At 58.3% G+C, this 17,791-nt stretch carries 17 protein-coding genes; 12 read left to right on the top strand and 5 right to left on the bottom strand.

The features are described 5' to 3' along the window. Positions 1-96 precede the first annotated feature (96 nt). Both fadD2 and fadD1 read left to right on the top strand, forming a co-directional pair. Complete coding sequence (gene fadD2, locus D8U73_RS23025; RefSeq protein WP_130905881.1) at positions 97-1,785, top strand: long-chain-fatty-acid--CoA ligase FadD2; 1,689 nt, start codon at positions 97-99, stop codon at positions 1,783-1,785. Between the two features lie 374 nt (positions 1,786-2,159). After that, on the top strand, positions 2,160-3,857 hold the full coding sequence (gene fadD1, locus D8U73_RS23020) for a long-chain-fatty-acid--CoA ligase FadD1 (RefSeq protein ID WP_056852609.1): 1,698 nt from the start codon (positions 2,160-2,162) through the stop codon (positions 3,855-3,857). 265 nt (positions 3,858-4,122) lie between these two features. Here the strand turns inward: fadD1 and D8U73_RS23010 are convergent, their stop codons facing one another. Beyond that, positions 4,123-4,500 carry a hypothetical protein gene (locus D8U73_RS23010; protein ID WP_007990351.1) on the bottom strand — a complete coding sequence of 126 codons (378 nt, stop codon included), beginning with the start codon at positions 4,498-4,500 and terminating at the stop codon, positions 4,123-4,125. A 200-nt stretch (positions 4,501-4,700) separates the two neighbouring features. Between D8U73_RS23010 and D8U73_RS23005 the strand changes: the two genes are divergently transcribed. The 3 genes from D8U73_RS23005 to def all read left to right on the top strand — a co-directional run bounded on the left by D8U73_RS23005 (position 4,701) and on the right by def (position 6,566). Then, complete coding sequence (locus D8U73_RS23005) at positions 4,701-4,892, top strand: CsbD family protein (protein WP_056852608.1); 192 nt, start codon at positions 4,701-4,703, stop codon at positions 4,890-4,892. A 175-nt stretch (positions 4,893-5,067) separates the two neighbouring features. Further along, complete coding sequence (locus D8U73_RS23000; protein WP_056852607.1) at positions 5,068-6,024, top strand: YihY/virulence factor BrkB family protein; 957 nt, start codon at positions 5,068-5,070, stop codon at positions 6,022-6,024. Between the two features lie 2 nt (positions 6,025-6,026). Next, positions 6,027-6,566 carry a peptide deformylase gene (def, locus tag D8U73_RS22995; protein ID WP_056852606.1) on the top strand — a complete coding sequence of 180 codons (540 nt, stop codon included), beginning with the start codon at positions 6,027-6,029 and terminating at the stop codon, positions 6,564-6,566. A gap of 8 nt (positions 6,567-6,574) precedes the next feature. Here the strand turns inward: def and D8U73_RS22990 are convergent, their stop codons facing one another. After that, positions 6,575-7,006, bottom strand: coding sequence for a GNAT family N-acetyltransferase (locus D8U73_RS22990; RefSeq protein WP_130905880.1), 432 nt, complete (start codon positions 7,004-7,006; stop codon positions 6,575-6,577). A gap of 330 nt (positions 7,007-7,336) precedes the next feature. On the opposite strand from D8U73_RS22990, the gene D8U73_RS22985 reads away from it, so the two are divergent. From D8U73_RS22985 to D8U73_RS22965, 5 genes are all read left to right on the top strand, one after another. Beyond that, positions 7,337-8,278, top strand: coding sequence for a fatty acid desaturase (locus D8U73_RS22985; RefSeq protein WP_130905879.1), 942 nt, complete (start codon positions 7,337-7,339; stop codon positions 8,276-8,278). Between the two features lie 133 nt (positions 8,279-8,411). Then, positions 8,412-9,203: a PhnD/SsuA/transferrin family substrate-binding protein gene (locus tag D8U73_RS22980; RefSeq protein ID WP_130905878.1), complete on the top strand. Its 792-nt coding sequence runs from the start codon at positions 8,412-8,414 to the stop codon at positions 9,201-9,203. A 118-nt stretch (positions 9,204-9,321) separates the two neighbouring features. Beyond that, positions 9,322-9,864, top strand: a complete 543-nt coding sequence (locus D8U73_RS22975; RefSeq protein ID WP_130905877.1) for a sigma-70 family RNA polymerase sigma factor — start codon at positions 9,322-9,324, stop codon at positions 9,862-9,864. Further along, positions 9,861-10,874, top strand: coding sequence for an ABC transporter substrate-binding protein (locus D8U73_RS22970; protein ID WP_130905876.1), 1,014 nt, complete (start codon positions 9,861-9,863; stop codon positions 10,872-10,874). The genes D8U73_RS22975 and D8U73_RS22970 overlap by 4 nt, the downstream gene beginning before the upstream one ends. Before the next feature lie 594 nt (positions 10,875-11,468). After that, positions 11,469-12,788, top strand: coding sequence for a PAS domain-containing methyl-accepting chemotaxis protein (locus D8U73_RS22965; protein WP_130905875.1), 1,320 nt, complete (start codon positions 11,469-11,471; stop codon positions 12,786-12,788). A 58-nt stretch (positions 12,789-12,846) separates the two neighbouring features. Here D8U73_RS22965 and D8U73_RS22960 read toward each other — a convergent pair whose 3' ends face one another. The 3 genes from D8U73_RS22960 to D8U73_RS22950 all read right to left on the bottom strand — a co-directional run bounded on the left by D8U73_RS22960 (position 12,847) and on the right by D8U73_RS22950 (position 15,636). Then, complete coding sequence (locus tag D8U73_RS22960; protein WP_056852599.1) at positions 12,847-13,410, bottom strand: hypothetical protein; 564 nt, start codon at positions 13,408-13,410, stop codon at positions 12,847-12,849. A gap of 170 nt (positions 13,411-13,580) precedes the next feature. Then, the gene (locus D8U73_RS22955; RefSeq protein WP_130905874.1) at positions 13,581-14,216 is read right to left on the bottom strand and encodes a glutathione S-transferase; all 636 of its coding nucleotides are present in this window, start codon (positions 14,214-14,216) and stop codon (positions 13,581-13,583) included. Positions 14,217-14,604: 388 nt separating this feature from the next. Continuing rightward, entirely contained in the window at positions 14,605-15,636 is a 1,032-nt protein-coding gene (locus D8U73_RS22950) for a LacI family DNA-binding transcriptional regulator (RefSeq protein WP_130905873.1), read from the bottom strand. Between the two features lie 215 nt (positions 15,637-15,851). Between D8U73_RS22950 and D8U73_RS22945 the strand changes: the two genes are divergently transcribed. Next, entirely contained in the window at positions 15,852-16,385 is a 534-nt protein-coding gene (locus D8U73_RS22945; protein ID WP_130905872.1) for a gluconokinase, read from the top strand. A gap of 83 nt (positions 16,386-16,468) precedes the next feature. Further along, the coding region (locus D8U73_RS22940) for a GntP family permease (RefSeq protein WP_130905871.1) at positions 16,469-17,791 on the top strand (1,323 nt) is incomplete at its 3' end.

Raw genomic sequence — 17,791 nt, 5'->3', positions numbered from 1 at the left:
CGTGAAGCTCCGCTTTTCGCTTTCTGCTTTTTGAGGGATCACAGAGAAATGACAGAAAAGCGGCCCGGATAGGCTCAGGTAAAGAGGACAAGAACAATGCAACCTGATTTCTGGAATGACAAGCGCCCGGCCGGCGTACCCCTGGACATCGACGCGGGTGCCTACAAGTCGGTCATCGAGGTGTTTGAACGTTCCTGCAAGAAATTCGCTGATCGCCCGGCGTTCAGCAACATGGGCATCACCCTGACCTACGCCGAACTGGAACGCTACAGCGCAGCGTTCGCCGGTTACCTGCAAGCCCATACCGACCTGGTGCCGGGGGATCGCATCGCGGTGCAGATGCCCAACGTCCTGCATTATCCGATTGCCGTGTTCGGCGCGTTGCGTGCCGGGTTGATCGTGGTCAACACCAACCCGCTGTACACCGCGCGGGAGATGCGTCACCAGTTCAAGGACTCCGGCGCCCGGGCACTGGTGTACCTCAACATGTTCGGGCAAAAGGTCCAGGAAGTCCTGCCCGACACCGACATCCAGTACCTGATCGAAGCCAAAATGGGCGACTTCATGCCCGCCGCCAAAGGCTGGCTGGTCAACACGGTAGTGAGCAAGGTGAAGAAAATGGTCCCGGCCTATGCCTTGCCCCAGGCCATTTCCTTCAAGACTGCGTTACGCATGGGCCGCGGCCTGGGCATCAAGCCGCTGAAAGTCGGCCTCGACGATATCGCCGTGCTGCAATACACCGGTGGTACCACCGGGCTGGCCAAGGGCGCCATGCTGACCCACGGCAACCTGGTGGCGAACATGCAACAAGTGCGGGCCTGTCTGGAGCAGTTCGGCAACGACGGTCAGCCGCTGTTGCGCGAAGGGCAGGAAGTGATGATCGCGCCGCTGCCGCTGTACCACATCTATGCATTCACGGCCAATTGCATGTGCATGATGGTGTCCGGCAACCATAACGTGCTGATCACCAATCCGCGGGACATCGGCGGCTTCATCAAGGAACTGAAAAACTGGCGCTTCTCGGCGTTGCTCGGGCTCAACACGCTGTTCGTTGCGCTGATGGATCACGCGGATTTCAAGACCCTGGATTTCTCCAGCCTCAAGCTCACCAACTCCGGTGGCACCGCGCTGGTCAAGGCTACTGCCGAACGCTGGGAACAGCTCACCGGTTGCCGCATCACCGAGGGCTACGGCTTGACCGAAACCTCGCCAGTGGCCTGCACCAACCCGTACGGCGACCAATCGCGCATCGGCACGGTCGGGCTGCCAGTGCCGGGCACCACGTTGAAAGTGATCAATGATGAAGGGGTCGAACAGCCCTTGGGCGAGCGCGGCGAACTGTGCATCAAGGGCCCGCAGATCATGAAGGGCTACTGGCAGAAACCCGAGGCCACCGCCGAGGTGCTGGACGCCGAGGGCTGGTTCAAGTCCGGCGACATTGCTGTGATCGACCCGGACGGCTTTGTGCGCATTGTCGATCGCAAGAAAGACATGATCATTGTCTCGGGTTTCAACGTGTACCCGAACGAGATCGAAGACGTGGTCATGGCCCACCCGAAAGTCGCCAACTGTGCGGTCATCGGGGTACCGGACGAACGTTCCGGTGAGGCGGTCAAGCTGTTTGTGGTGGCGCGTGAGGCAGGGGTCAGCCTTGAAGAGCTGAAGGCGTACTGCAAGGAAAACTTCACGGCGTACAAAGTACCCAAGCACATCGTGTTGAGGGAGTCGTTGCCGATGACACCGGTCGGCAAGATCTTGCGACGCGAGTTGCGTGATATCGCCTGATCGTTGAATCGCCGCGCTTCACGCGGATCGCGGGCAAGCCTCGCTCCTACGGGTTCCGTGGTGTGCACAAAACGCATCGAACTTGTAGGAGCATGGCTTGCCCGCGATGCTTTTAAAGGAGAGAAAGCCCAGGATTCAGGGGCTTTCAAAGCTTTATAGAATTTTTGCTCTAAAATGACCGTTTGTCATTCTTGAGTCACATTTGTGACCGTAGAGGCCGCTTTTGGCTCTAGTCGACCCTTGGCAAAGCTGCTACTCTCGGCGCGCTTTGTGACTTCTCGGCCTTCTGTCAGCCAGATTCACCAATGACCAAACACCAATAATAATCGCATCAAATGCGGTGCTGAATTCGCGTTGCTGAGGAGTGGGCTTCCATGATCGAAGACTTTTGGAAGGATAAGTACCCAGCTGGGATTGCTGCCGACATCAATCCAGACGAGTATCCGAATATTCAGGCAGTGTTGAAGCAATCCTGCCAACGCTTCGCCAACAAGCCGGCATTCAGCAACCTGGGCAAGACAATCACCTACGGTGAACTGTACGAATTGTCCGGTGCCTTTGCCGCGTATCTGCAACAGCATACCGATTTGCAGCCGGGCGATCGAATCGCCGTGCAACTGCCCAACGTCCTGCAGTACCCCGTGGCCGTCTTCGGTGCCATCCGCGCCGGGCTGATCGTGGTCAACACCAACCCGTTGTACACCGCACGGGAAATGGAACACCAGTTCAACGACTCCGGTGCCAAGGCCCTGGTCTGCCTGGCCAACATGGCGCACCTGGCGCAAATCGTGGTGCCCAAGACTGGCGTCAAGCACGTCATCGTCACCGAAGTCGCCGACCTGTTGCCGCCGCTCAAGCGCCTGCTGATCAACAGCGTCATCAAGTACGTGAAGAAGATGGTGCCGGCCTATCACTTGCCAAAAGCCGTCAAGTTCAACGACGTGCTGAGCAAGGGCCAGGGCCAGCCAGTGGCGGAAGCGAACCCGGCCAACAGCGATGTCGCGGTGCTGCAATACACCGGTGGCACTACCGGCGTGGCCAAGGGCGCGATGCTGACCCACCGCAACCTGGTGGCGAACATGCTGCAGTGCAAGGCGCTGATGGGGTCCAACCTCAACGAAGGTTGCGAGATCCTGATCACGCCGCTGCCGCTGTACCACATTTATGCCTTCACCTTTCATTGCATGGCGATGATGCTGATCGGCAACCACAACATCCTGATCAGCAACCCGCGCGACTTGCCGGCGATGGTCAAGGAACTGTCGAAGTGGAAGTTCAGCGGCTTTGTTGGCCTCAACACTCTGTTCGTGGCCCTGTGCAATAACGAAGGTTTCCGCAAGCTGGACTTCTCCGCGCTGAAAGTCACCCTGTCCGGCGGCATGGCGCTGCAACTGGCAGCAGCCGAGCGCTGGAAAGCGGTCACCGGTTGCGCCATCTGCGAAGGCTACGGCATGACCGAAACCAGCCCGGTGGCCACGGTCAACCCGATCCAGAATATCCAGATCGGCACCATCGGCATTCCGGTACCGTCGACCCTGTGCAAAATCGTCGACGATGCCGGTGTCGAGCAGCCAATGGGCGAAATCGGCGAACTGTGCGTAAAAGGCCCACAGGTCATGAAAGGCTACTGGCAGCGCCAGGAAGCCACCGACGAAATCCTCGACAGCGAAGGCTGGTTGAAGACCGGTGACATCGCATTGATCCAGCCCGACGGCTACATGCGCATTGTCGATCGCAAGAAAGACATGATTTTGGTGTCCGGTTTCAATGTGTACCCGAACGAACTGGAAGACGTGCTGGCAACTTTGCCGGGCGTGCTGCAATGCGCGGCCATCGGCGTGCCGGACGAGAAGTCGGGTGAGGCGATCAAGATTTTCATCGTCGCCAAACCGGGCGTGACCCTGACCAAGGAACAGGTGATGGAGCACATGCGCGCCAACGTCACTGGCTACAAGGTTCCGCGTTCGGTGGAGTTCCGCGACGCGTTGCCGACCACCAACGTTGGCAAGATCCTGCGCCGGGAACTGCGCGATGAGGAGCTGAAAAAGCTCAAGGCGAAGAACGCCGCGTAAACCAAAAAGCCCCGCAAATGCGGTGATGCTGTTCACTGAAGAGAACGTTAGCATCCTGTGGCGAGGGAGCTTGCTCCCGCTGCGCTGCGCAGCAGTGCCTTTTCAGGGCCGCTTCGCGCCCCAGCGGGAGCAAGCTCCCTCGCCACAGGGTAATGTTCCTTGACTGAACAGCATTACTGCAAATGCGGGGCTTTTTGTTGGTGCTGGATTCTTCTTTGCAAAACTTTTCTGTCGCGGGAGTCCTTTACTCCGCAAGCGGCAGGAGTTATTGGCGGAACGGTGCGAAGTTGACGTTGGTACCTGCCGGACGCATGTCCTGCAGATACGAGTCCTTGTCGGCACTCAGTTCCAGGCTCAGGGCCGCTTTGCGCTTGCCCTGATTGCGCACCACCAGGCCTTCGAGCTTCTCGCGCAAAAACACCGTCGGCACTTTCAAATGCAGCAGTTCGTCGGTGTCCGGGGTGTGCATCAGCAGGTGAATCCACTCGTACTGACCCACGGCCAGGCGTGCCACCGGAATATCGAACCACCAGATGTTGCGGTTGCGGTTCAGTTCGGTGAAGTGGCAGTTGTTGACGCCAAGCACAGCACCACCAAGTTCCTGGTTTCTGCGGGCAATGGCCTGCTTTTTATCGAGTTTCATAACATTCCTGCGGTATTGGATCTTCAGCGCCACGCGCCGATACGTTGCGCATTCTCGGGGGTTGCCGGGCAAACATAAAGCCCAACCTGCATGGAACGATGAAATGTCGCGCGGAAAATAAATGAAACTCCGCGCGAATGCCCTCGGTCAACCTTGTGTAACCACTTTCCTCCCAATGAAACGCACGCAGGAGATACATCATGGGCAGCACAAGCGATAAAGTGAAAGGCATGGCCAACGAAGCCGCCGGCAACGTCAAGCAAGGCGTCGGCAAGGCCACCGGTAATGACAAGATGCGCGCCGAAGGCGTGGTGCAGGAAAAGAAAGGCGAAGCTCAACAAGCCGTCGGCAAGGCCAAGGATGCCGTGAAAAAAGGTGTCGACAAGGCTTGATCCGGCCTTTGAACAAGCCTCGAACGGCCATCCACAGATGGCCGTTTTTGTGTCAGCCTGAACTTGATTGAGGAAATTGTTTCAAAGTCGCCAGGTAGGCTACTTTGATCTAAGAAAACGGCCCCTGAGTCGCCATGACTACATCCCATCCTGATTGCGGCGAATGGAGACGCTAATGATTTTCCCGGACATGAAAGGTCTGCCCATCCACCGTGTGATGGTGCGCACGGTCACCGAGTTCGTCGACGATGAGATGTCGACCTATGCCTCGGCACTGGCCTATCAAATGCTGTTTTCGCTGTTCCCCTTCATTCTGTTCCTGATCGCCCTGATCGGTTTCCTGCACCTGCCGGATTTCTTTTCCTGGCTGCGCCTGCAATCGGAGCTGGTGCTGCCGCCCCAGGCCCTGGAACAGGTGAACCCGGTCATCGACCAGCTTCAGCAGTCCAAGGGCGGATTGCTGTCGGTGGGTATTGTGATTGCGCTGTGGACCGCCTCGGCCGGTGTGCGGCTGATGATGAGTGCGATGAACGCGGCGTACGATGTCGTTGAAGGTCGCCCGGCGTGGAAGCGTTTTCCCCTGTCGATCATCTACACCGTCGGCATCGCCGGCATGCTGCTGATCGCCGCCGCACTGATGGTACTCGGGCCGCAAGTGATGAGCTGGATCGCCTCGCAAGTGGGCCTCGAGTACTTCATCGTCACCCTTTGGACCATCGCGCGTTGGCCGGTGATCGTGATCCTGTTGATGGTCGCGGTGGCGCTGATCTATTACGTCATGCCTGACGTCAAACAGGAATTTCGCTTCATCACCCCCGGCTCGGTGCTGGCCGTGGTGGTGTGGATCATTGCGTCGCTGGGCTTCGGTTTGTACGTCAAGGAGTTCGCCAACTACAACGCCATGTATGGCAGTATCGGTGCGATCATCGTGCTGTTGCTGTACTTCTACATTTCCGCGGCGGTGTTGTTGCTCGGCGCGGAGATGAATGCGGTGATCGAGCACATGTCGCGCGAGGGTAAAGACCCTGGCGAGAAAGTTGCCGGCGAGAAGGGGCCTGTCCATGAAAAACAGCACGTATCGGGACTTGGCCGCGATCATTCACAACCCAAACCGACCATTGACGAAACCTGACCATGATTCGTGAAATCCTGAAAATGGGTGATGAGCGCCTGCTGCGCATTGCTCCGCCGGTGCCCGCTGAAATGTTCGACAGTCCCGAATTGTGGCAACTGATCGATGACATGTTCCAGACCATGGAGAGCGTGGGTGGCGTCGGCCTGGCTGCACCGCAAATTGGTGTTGACCTGCAACTGGTGATCTTCGGTTTCGAGCACAGCGAACGTTACCCGGACGCCGAGGCGGTGCCGCAAACGATACTGATCAACCCGTTGATCACGCCATTGAGCCCGCTGATGGAAGAGGGCTTCGAAGGTTGCCTGTCAGTGCCCGGCTTGCGTGGCGCGGTGGATCGCTACCAGCAGATCCGCTATGAAGGTTTCGACCCCAAGGGAGAGCCGATCGTGCGCATTGCATCCGGGTTCCACGCGCGGGTGGTGCAGCATGAGTGCGATCACCTGATCGGCCGGCTCTACCCGTCGCGCATCAGCGATTTCAGCAAGTTCGGCTTCACCGAAGTGATGTTCCCGGACCTTGATCCCAACGCCGACGATTGATCCGCCGTTTACGCGCAACGAGCCCTCACCACCGGTGCCAGGCCCATGGCAATCATCGGTTTGCTGCGCGCATAGCGGCTCAGTCGCTCGACCATCGCGTAGGGCATTGGCGGGTCAAAGGTAAAACCGCGGCGCTCATAAAAACCACGCAGGTCGGGATGACAGAACAGCCATACCGGCAGTTCGCACTCCTTTACCGCCGCGCTGATCAACGCTGCGGCGATGCCTTGCCCGCGACACGCCGGATCGACGAACAAACCGGTCAACCAATGCCCGCCGGAAATCGGACGCAAACACAACGCCCCGACGATTTCGTCGCGCCGGGCCACCCACAATTGCGCCTCGCGAACCGCTTTCATCGACGATTGATGGGCGCGGTAGAACTTGTTCATCAATGGCCAAAGCGGCTCATCGAGTCGGCTGAAACGGGTGTCGGGCATGGTCTCGGACTGTCGGTACGCGAAGCGGGCGATTATAAAAGAACGCACCTGCAAAGATAGGTGTATACCTGATCTCACATCCCCTGTGAGTGGAGTACGCATCATGTCCAAAGGTATGGATTCAAAGAAAGCGGACAAGAAAAAGCCGGCGAAAACCGCTATTGAAAAACGCGCCGACAAAAAAGCCAAAAAGGTCAATGTGTTCGGGCATTGAGCCTGCGCTGATCGTTCGCTCCCGCGCAATGCGGGAGCGATCAGTTTGAAAATAATCTGCAGGAAATCCAGGCGTCGTTGCACAGAAGAGGATTGGTCCCCGATCCGAGCAACGCCATGCCTCATTACTTCGATACTGCCCACCGAAAAGAAATCGAAACGCTACGCCAACGCCTGACCGCCCGCACCGAGTGGCCGACCTGGTTGCTGTTGATTGGCGTCTACAGCGCCTGGTTCGCCCTCGTGATGGCCAGTCACTCCCTGGGCTTGTGGTTGAGTACCGGGTTGCTGATTCCCGTGGTGGTGTTGTGGCTGTCGGTGCAGCACGAACTACTGCACGGTCATCCGACCCGCTGGCCGCTGTTGAATAAAATCCTTGGCTACGCGCCGTTCGCCGTCTGGTATCCCTACACCTTGTATCGCGACAGCCATTTGCTGCATCACCGCGACGAAAACCTGACCATTCCCGGTCGCGATCCGGAAAGCCGCTACTTGAGTGCCGAGCAGTGGCAAGGCAGCTCCTGGTTGAAAAAAAGCCTGCACTGGCTGAATAAAACCATGCTCGGCCGCTTTCTGCTCGGAGCGCCAGTTGCCCTGCTGGGTCTGGCCCGGGATGAACTGAAACGCTTGAAAAAGGGCGATCGCCAAGCCTGGTTGATGTGGCTCAGCCATGGCGCCGTGACCTTGTTGATGTTGCTGTTTATCGCCCACTTCAGCGTGCTGCCGATCTGGCATTACTTGTTGCTGGTCAGCGTGCCGGCGCTGTCGATTGCGATGATTCGCTCCTACTATGAACACCGCCCGCATGCGGCACCGGAGCAACGCACCGTACTCAACGAAGCGGCCTGGCCGTGGCGCTGGCTGTTCCTCAACCTCAATCTGCATTTGGTGCACCACGATTTGCCGGGACTGCCCTGGTATGACTTGCCCTGCGCCTACCGCATGCGTCGCGAGCAATGGCTGGCGCGCAGCGGCGGGTTTCTGGTGCAGGGCTATGGCCATTTTTGGCGTGAGCATGGGGTGAGGGCGATCGACAGTCCGCTGCATCCGTTTCACTGACGTAAGGCCACTTCTGTACCCTGTAGGAGCGAGCCTGCTCGCGATAGCGTTGGGCCAATCAACAGATGTGTTGAATGTGACATAGCCATCGCGAGCAGGCTCGTTTGGGATCTTCGTTGTATGGAGGATTTTGATGACTCAACAGATTGCTGAATTACTGATGTACGTTGCTCCTGAGCCTGTTCAACAAGCCAACGAACAGTGGCTGGCACGTATCGTCGAACACCTGGGCGTCACTCGCCGCAGCGCCGAAAGTCTGTCCTTGATGGACCTGTGGCTATCCCCGCAACTGCTGTTGACACAAACCTGCGGCTATCCGCTGATGACGGCTTTGCGTGGCAAGGTCAGGGTGCTGGGACGTCCGCGTTACGAGCTGCCGGACAGTAGCGGCGGCCACCATTGCAGCCTGTTGTTGAGCCGCGCCGACGATCGACGACGAACCTTGCCGGAATTTCTTGGCAGCCGTGGGGTGATCAATGGCGAAGACTCCAACAGCGGCATGAACCTGTTGCGTCATCGTCTGGCGCCGCTGCATCGGGACGGGCAGTTTTTTGCCTCGGTCGGTACCAGCGGCAGTCATCGCGAAAGCTTGCGCTGGTTACAGCAGAACCGTGCTGATCTGGCGGCCATCGACAGTGTGACCTTCGCTTTTCTCGCCCGTCACGCCGAGGCGCAAGTGGCTGGCTTGCGGGTCGTAGCTCGCAGCGCTTTCAGCCCGACCTTGCCCTACATCACCGCAGCAAGCCTTTGCGCCGGGCAAGCGGAAAAGATTCGACACGTGATGAATCAGGCCCTCGGCGAGTTGCCGCAGGTAGCTGAAGTCCTTGCTTTGCGAGAAGTGTTGCCGGCCAGTGAAGGTGACTATCAAGTGATACTCGATTATCAACGCGAAGCTGAAACATTGGGATACGGGCAACTGCGTTAATATTCTTTTCAGCAATATAAAAATGCATTTTTAGTATTGTTAATGAATAAGGCCCATTGCTAGGATCACCTCACCGGATGACCGGACATCCAGTGACCCCCTAGACCTTGGAGCCTCTATGTCCGGCATCGACCGTTCCCATCATTACGTAATAAGCAGACTGTTCCGCACGCATTACTCTTGGCTTTGTGCACGGTTGCGCCAGCACGTGGGTTGCGGTTGCGAAGACATCGCCGCCGAAGCCTTTGTGCAATTGCTCGAAGCCCCAAAGCCGCTTGCCATCCGCGAGCCGCGCGCTTTACTGACCACCATTGCGCGACGCCTGGTTTATCAACTCTGGCGCCGGCGCGACCTTGAGCGCCAGCACCTCGATCAACTATTGCAGGTCGATCAACCGTCATCGCCTTCACCTGAAGAACTGGTGCAACTGACCCAGGCGCTGCAAGGCCTCGACCACACGCTGGCGCGTCTGCCCGACAACGTTCGGGCGACCTTTCTGTTGTCGCGGGTCGACGGTCTGACCTACCCGCAAATCGCTGCCAAGCTGGGCATTTCCCTGCGTTCGGTCAGCGTCTACATGACTCGCTCCGAGGCTCTGTGCATCCGCCACAGCGCCAATCAATCCCTGAACCGCCCCCTGCCAAACAAGAGGTCCGCATGAGATCGATCAAAACCCTGCTCGGCAGTTCGCTGCTGGCCCTGAGCCTGTTTGCCACCCAGGCCCCTGCGACGGAAAAACCGGCAGCTATCCATTTTGGCGACATCACCTGGGAAAGCGGCAGCCTGATCACCGAGATCCTGCGGCTGATCGTCGAGAAAGGTTATGGCTACCCGACAGACACGCTGCCGGGCAGCACCGTCAGCCTTGAAGCCGCGTTGGCGAAGAATGACATCCAGGTGATCGGCGAAGAATGGGCCGGACGCAGCCCTGCGTGGGTCAAGGCTGCCGCGGAAGGTAAAGTGTTCGGCCTGGGCGACACCGTCAAGGGAGCCACCGAAGGCTGGTGGGTGCCGGAGTATGTGATCAAGGGCGACCCGGAACGCGGTATCAAACCCCTGGCGCCGGAGCTGAAGTCGGTGGCCGACCTGGCCAAGTACAAAGATGTGTTCCGCGATCCGGAAGACCCAAGGCGTGGCCGCTTCCTCAACAGCCCTACGGGCTGGACCTCGGAGATCGTCAATAGCCAGAAACTCAAGGCGTACGGCTTGAGCGAAAGTTTCGTCAATTTCCGCACCGGTTCCGGCGCGGCGCTGGATGCCGAAGTGGCGTCGTCGATTCGTCGAGGCAAACCGGTGTTGTTCTATTACTGGTCGCCAACGCCGCTGTTAGGTCGCTTCAAACTGGTGAAACTCGAAGAACCGCCGTTCGATGCCCAAGCCTGGAAAACCCTGGCCGACGCCAGTAACCCAAACCCCATAGGTACTAGCTCAATGCCGGCCAGCCTGGCCATTGGCGTATCGGCACCGTTCAAGGCGCAGTATCCCGACCTGGTGGCGTTTTTCGAAAAAGTCGACTTGCCGATTGATCTGCTCAACCAGACGCTGGGGCAGATGAGTGAAAAACGCCAGAAACCCCGTGAGGTCGCCGAAGCGTTTTTGCGTGAACAGCCGCAGGTTTGGAAGGGTTGGGTGCCGGGTGAGGTGGCTACGAAAGTGAGTGCCAGTTTGTAGTTTCGGGGTGACGTGTAGATAGCCATCGCGAGCAGGCTCGCTCCTACAGTGTTTCCCGGTGTTCACAAAAATGTTGATCACCGCAGATCTCCTTCAGGAGCGAGCCTGCTCGCAATCAATCCCAAGACTCACGCCCATTCGCCCCCGCTGATCAAGCCTTGCCTGTCATCGCTCCCTCCCAGGTCATCGCCTGACGCTGAACCGATTTTGTACCCAATGCTGGCCGACTAGTGGCCTTGCAAGCCTCACTCGTCTGTCTATGCTCTCGTGTAACTAACCATGTCGACCGCAACGACGCGGTGACTCCCAGAGTGCGCAATCCAAGGCACCGATGCATTCAATGGAGCTGTTGTGGAAAGGGAATTTCGTTATGAGCACGTTAGGGTTGACCCGCCTGCGGGTTATCAAGAGAAGGATGTCTTGATGAGAGTGTCGCGCCAGGGACCCTCCGATTGAACATCATTAATCACCTGACTGGTCCTTCCTCTTTTGGAGGGGCGCGTGTGCCTGTTCTGTGGAACGTAGTGGTGGATTTGAAAGACCAGCAACTTTCAATAATTCAAAAGACCGCGCAAGCAATAGGGTGATAAGACCATGTTCAACCTACATCACAAGGCTGACCTGCTGGAGATCGAGCGTTTCAGTTGCGCACTGACCGAGGCCAATGCCAAGTTGGCAGCCGTCAGTCGTTCGATGGCGATGATTGAATTCACCCCGGAGGGTATCGTCCTCGACGCCAATGAAAACTTTTGCGGCGTCATGGGTTACAGCGCAGAAGAAGTTCGCGGCAAGCACCATCGGGTGTTTTGCGAAGAGGCGTTTTACCGTAGCGAGGAGTACGCCAAGTTGTGGCGTGACCTGGCCCGTGGCGAGCCGGTCAGCGGCACCTTTTTGCGCCTGAACAAGAACGGCAAGGAAATCTGGCTCGAAGCCAGTTACATGCCGGTGTTTGGTCCCGATCGGCAAGTCAAAAGCGTGATCAAGGTTGCCACCGACATTACGGCCAGAGTCAACAAGGAACACGAAAACGAGAGCATGCTGGCAGCTATCAGTCGCTCCATGGCGGTGATCGAGTTCACCCCCGACGGGCGAGTGATCACCGCCAATGAAAACTTCCTGAAAACCATGCAGTACTCGCTCAACGAAGTGATCGGGCAGCATCACAGTCTGTTCTGTCACCGGGCCGAAGCCGAATCGGCAAGTTACAAGGCGTTCTGGGCTTCGCTGAATCGCGGCGAATATCACTCGCACCGATTCGAGCGCAAGAACAAGCAGGGTCAGACGATTTATCTCGAAGCGTCCTACAACCCGTTGTTCGACACCAAAGGGCGGTTGTACAAGGTGGTGAAGTTCGCCAGCGACATCACCCACCAGATGACCACGCTGCAAACCGCTGCTGAATCGGCCCATAGCACTTCCGTGCAAAACGACGCCTGCGCACGCAAAGGTTCCGAGGTGGTGCAGCAAACGGTGCAGATCATTCAGGACATTTCCCGGGATCTGAATCAGGCCGCGCTGAGTATCGACGCGGTGAGCAAACAGTCGGACATCATCGGCACCATCGTGCAGACCATCCGTGGCATTGCCGATCAGACTAATTTGCTGGCGCTCAATGCCGCCATCGAAGCCGCCCGCGCCGGCGAGCATGGGCGGGGTTTTGCGGTCGTGGCCGATGAAGTGCGCAGCCTTGCCGCCCGCACCAGTCAGGCGACGCTGGAGATTGTCGACGTGGTGCGCAAGAACCACGATTTGTCATTGAGTGCCGTGTCGAGCATGCAGTCGAGCTTGAGTCGAACGGGGCTCGGTGTGGAATTGGCGAACGAGGCGGGGGAGGTGATCCTGGAAATTCAGCAAGGGTCGCGACACGTGGTGGATGCGATCAGTCAATTCAACTCGACCTTGCAGTTGAATTAAGAGCAGCAAATAAAGAAGAGTCCCGGTAGAGGGACCCTTCTTTATCTCGTGCAATGCCTTAAAGCGCAGCGATGAGTTTGTCCACGGCCTCGGCGCCCGGCCTGTCGTGGTTACGTTCGTTGGCTTCCTCGGCCTGGGCCATCTTCCTCTTGTCTTCCATGCGCTGGGCGATCTCTTCACCGATCGCTTGCTGTTTCTCCGGGGGCATGGCGTCTACCTCCTCTTGAGTCAGCCCCATCTCCTGAAGGATCGCATCACGCAGGCGCTGCTCTGGCGTTTTGCTCATGTAGTCCTTGAACTCATCCGTAGCCGAACCGCCCTTGAAACGGTCCTTGATGTCATCCGGCAGTGGCGCGTAGACCGCTTGCAGATTCACCCGGGTCTTGGCGAACGCCTCATCGACGTTGTCGCTCACTTTGGCGGCCTCGCTGACCTGTTGCGTCGCGATCTGGGTCGCTGATTCCTGAACCTGCGTGTCGGTTTGCGCGGTTTGTGCCTGCACGTTGTTTTGCAGGGCTTGAGTCATGACGCTTTGCAGACCGGCGGCGGCTTCAGCGGTTGGATCTTCACCAGGACGTTTGGGGAGTGGTGTGACCAGGTTTGACTTTGCACTGACCAACATAAGGAGAGACCTTGTAGGTGTTTGTGGTGAGGTGCGCTGAGCAAAGTCTGTGCCTGAACATTTAAAGCTAAATAAATCAGTGCGTTATTTATTTTTCTTGCAGCGGGTAAACGTGTTTGCGGTAAGGCCTTGCCGCTGGGCGGCAGAGCCCTACCGCCCAGATCGCGTGCTCAAGGCAAGCCGTTGCAGCAATGCTTGAGGAAGCCGGGGCGTTGCGCCAGACGTTTGAAATACTCATCGATGGCCGGGTAATCGGGGCGTTCCATCGGCGTCATCAGCCAACGGTTGATCGACAGGCCGATGACAATATCGGCCAGGGTAAACCGCGCGCCAGCGACATAGGCTTTGGTGGTCACGAGTTGATGTTCGAGGATGGCCATTTTCTGGTTCCAGCCACGCACGCCGACTTCGATGCGATGGGCGTCCTGGTATTCCGGGTCCTTGCGCACCAGCGCCATGAACGCGTAGCTCCAGGATGAATTGAGATCAGTGGCCTGCCAGTCCATCCACTGCTCCACCCGGGCGCGGGCGGCCGGTTCGCCGGGCAGTAATTCATGGTGGTGTTGGTGCTTGCCGGCCAGGTAGCGGCAAATGGTATTGGACTCCCACAACACCCCGGCTTCATCGATGATCACCGGAACCTGGGCGTTCGGGTTGAACCTGAGGAACTCGGGGCTGTGGGTCGAGGCAAAACCGCTGCCCCAATCCTCGCGCTCAAAGGACAGCCCCAGTTCCTCGCAGGTCCACAGCACCTTGCGGACGTTGATCGACGAGGCTTTACCGAGAATTTTCAGTGTGTGATCCATTGCGCTGCTCCGTTAGCGAGTTGGTGCGCTACGGGAATCTAACAGTGTGCTCGCCAGAGGGCGACATACGTTGCTCTAAAAGGTTAGTTGAAATCGACTCGCATGGGCGCCCTGATCGTTCCCATGCTCCGCGCGGTAATGCCCCAACGGAAGTTCCGCGTTTGGCTCTTGATTGGACTTCAGGTGCTTCGCAACCTTGGCTTGGTCCACGGATAACCTCGATCCGCAGGATTGATCGCCGAACCTGTGGCGAGGGAGCTTGCTCGCGCTGGAGTGCGAAGCGCTCCCAATATCAGCGGATGCGTTCTATCTACATTGCAACGGCTTCGCCGCCGAACTGAGCAAGCTCCCTCGCCACAAATCTCACTTTACTGCGGTTGAGTCGTGCTTATGTACTCTCACGCACCTTCAGCTCAAAGCCCATGTCCTGCACCGGCCTGGCCACGGTGTTGCCGGCCATCAGCGTCAGCATCTGCTCCGCCGCGCGGCGGCCGATGGCTTCGCGCGGGGTGCTGATGCTGCTCAGGCGCGGGACCATGTGCGCGGATGCGGGCAGGTCGTTGAAGCCGAGGATCGCCACTTGTTCGGGGATCTTGATCCCGTGACGCATGGCTTCGAGCAGCGCGCCCTGGGCCAGGTCGTCGTTGCCGAAGAAGATCGCATCGATATCCGGGTGGCTGGCAATCATCTGCAAGAACAGTTCGCCACCCAGGCCCACGGAAGACGGACGCGGGGTCAGCACTTCCAGGGCGGGATCGTACAAACCGGCCTTTTGCAGGGCGCGACGGAAACCCTCGCCGCGCAGCAAGGTGCGTTGATCCAGTTGCGCGCCGATGTACGCCAGGCGCTTGCGACCGCGGGACAGCAAGTGCTCGGCGGCCGTTTCACCGGCGGCCAGTTGCGAAAAGCCGACGCAGTTAAGCCCGGCGGCGCTGTCCAGCTCCATCATGTACACGCAGGGAATGTTGCTGGCTTCGATCATCCGTCGCGAGCTTTCGGTGCGGTCGAACCCGGTCAACAATAAACCGCGTGGCTGATAGGCCATGTAATTGCGCAGCAGGTTTTCTTCTTCGTCGCGGGAATAGTGGAAGTTGCCGATCAGCACTTCGAAGCCCTTGGGGCGCAAAACCTGATGAATGGCTTCCAGGGTGTCGATGAACAGCAGGTTGGACAATGACGGCACCAGCACCACCACCGAATGGCTCTGCGCCGACGCCAGGGCACGGGCGGCAGGGTTGACTACATAGTTGAGCTCAAGTGCCGCTTTCTGGACTTTTTCCACCAGTTCGGTAGCCACGGTGCTGACGCCGCGCAGGGCACGCGAAGCAGTGATCGGGCTGACACCGGCCAGGCGGGCAACTTCATTCAGGGTAGGGCGGCCAGTGGTGCGGGTATTTTTATCGTTTTTAGTTGGATTCATCGACGGCTTGCCAAACAAAATTCAAGGCACTAAGGTAGCGCTGTCTCGATGCAGCTGCAAATGCGTGAGCGGGGGTTCGCCTGATCCTCGCTTTTTGGCATTGGGAACGAACATGCTGCAACCCATAAAATGACAAGAAAGGCGTCGGCAACTTCTGCTTTTGTTCGAGTGTCATAGCTTGCAAAGGTAGCGCTGTCTGCGCGCTGAGGTGTTACATGAATCATCCCATCACCGCCCTGGTCATCATGGGCGTTGCCGGTTGCGGCAAGACGTGCGTCAGCGAAGCTCTGTGCCAACTGAGCGGCGCCACTGCCATTGAAGGCGACTCTTTCCACCCAGCCGCCAATATCGAAAAGATGAGCGCGGGTATCCCCCTGGACGATCAAGACCGTGCCGGCTGGCTCGACAGCCTGTGCGATGAATTGCGCCGCATTGACGCCAAGGGCCAGCGCCCGGTGTTGACCTGTTCGGCGCTCAAGCACATCTATCGCGAACGCTTGCGCAGCGCCTTGCCGGGCCTGGGCTTCGTGTTCCTTGAACTGACCCCCGAAGTCGCCGCCGACCGCGTTTCCCACCGGCCGGGCCATTTCATGCCGTCGACCTTGATCGACAGCCAGTTCGCCACCCTCGAATCCCCCGTCGGCGAGCCATTGACCCTGGCCCTCGATGCGTCGAATCACAGCGTCGATGAACTGGCTGTCCAGGCACACCAATGGTGGCTTGAACATGGCTTGAAGCGCGCCGGTTAATTTTTTGCTTGCAGAGATAGCGCTGTCCTTATGGCTTTTGAATTACCCGCTTTAATAACAACAACAACCAGGAGACACCCCTAATGTTTGGCATGTCCCACGAGACGTTCCTGCTGCTCGATGCAGTGGTCACGGTGATCGGGCTTATCGTCCTGATCACCAAGTTCAAGTTGCACCCCTTTCTTGCCCTGATCATTGCCGCCGCCTTCCTCGGGCTGACCTCCGGCATGCCGATCGGCACCATCATCAAGGCGTTCCAGGACGGCTTCGGTGGTGTGCTCGGTTTCGTCGGTATTATCCTGGCGCTGGGCACCATGCTCGGCAAAATGATGGCCGAGTCGGGCGGGGCAGACCAGATTGCCCAGACCCTGATCCGCGCGTTCGGCAAGGACAAAGTGCAGTGGGCAATGATGTTCGCCGCGTTCCTGGTGGGCATCCCGCTGTTCTTCGAAATCGGCTTCGTGTTGCTGATTCCGTTGGTGTTCATCGTTGCCCGTCGCACCGGCGTGTCGATCATCAAGATCGGTATCCCGCTGCTGGCCGGCCTCTCGGCGGTCCACGGCCTGGTGCCGCCGCACCCGGGCCCGCTGCTGGCTATCGGCGTGTTCGGTGCCGACATCGGTAAAACCATTCTTTATGGTCTGATCGTGGCGCTGCCAACGGCGATCATTGCCGGCCCGATCTTCGGTACGTTCATTGCCAAGCACATTCCCGGTCATCCGAACCAGGAACTGGTGGATCAACTGGCCCGCGAAACAGACACAACTGAATTGCCGAGCTTCAGCATCACATTGGTGACCGTGCTGCTGCCGGTGTTCCTGATGCTGCTCAAGACCTTCGCCGACGTCGTGCTGCCGGATGGCAACATCTTCCGCGCCTTCATGGACCTGATCGGTCACCCGATTTCGGCATTGCTGCTGGCGTTGCTGCTGTCGCTGTATACCTTTGGCTACAAGCAGGGCATCGGTTCCAGCCAAATGATGAAATGGCTGGATGCGAGCCTCGCACCGACCGCCGCGATCATCCTGATCATCGGTGCCGGTGGTGGCTTCAAGCAGATGCTGGTGACCAGTGGTGTGGGCGACGTGATCGGCCACATGGCGGTGAACGCACAAATTTCGCCGATCCTGCTGGCCTGGCTGGTGGCAGCGGTGATCCGTATCGCAACCGGTTCGGCGACAGTGGCGACCATCACGGGCGCGGGCATCGTGGTACCGGTGGTAGGAATGATCCCGGGCGTGAACCGCGAGTTGTTGGTGCTGGCCACCGGTGCCGGTTCGTTGATCCTGTCCCACGTGAACGACGCCGGCTTCTGGCTGGTCAAGCAGTACTTCAACATGACCGTGGCCGAAACCTTCAAGACCTGGACCGCGATGGAAACCATCCTGTCGGTGGTGGGCCTGGGC

Origin of the sequence: Pseudomonas sp. Sample_22 (assembly GCF_004307635.1) — a bacterium.
In the GTDB taxonomy this organism is placed as follows: Bacteria; Pseudomonadota; Gammaproteobacteria; order Pseudomonadales; family Pseudomonadaceae; genus Aquipseudomonas.
This window is presented reverse-complemented; position numbering and strand designations above follow the sequence as displayed.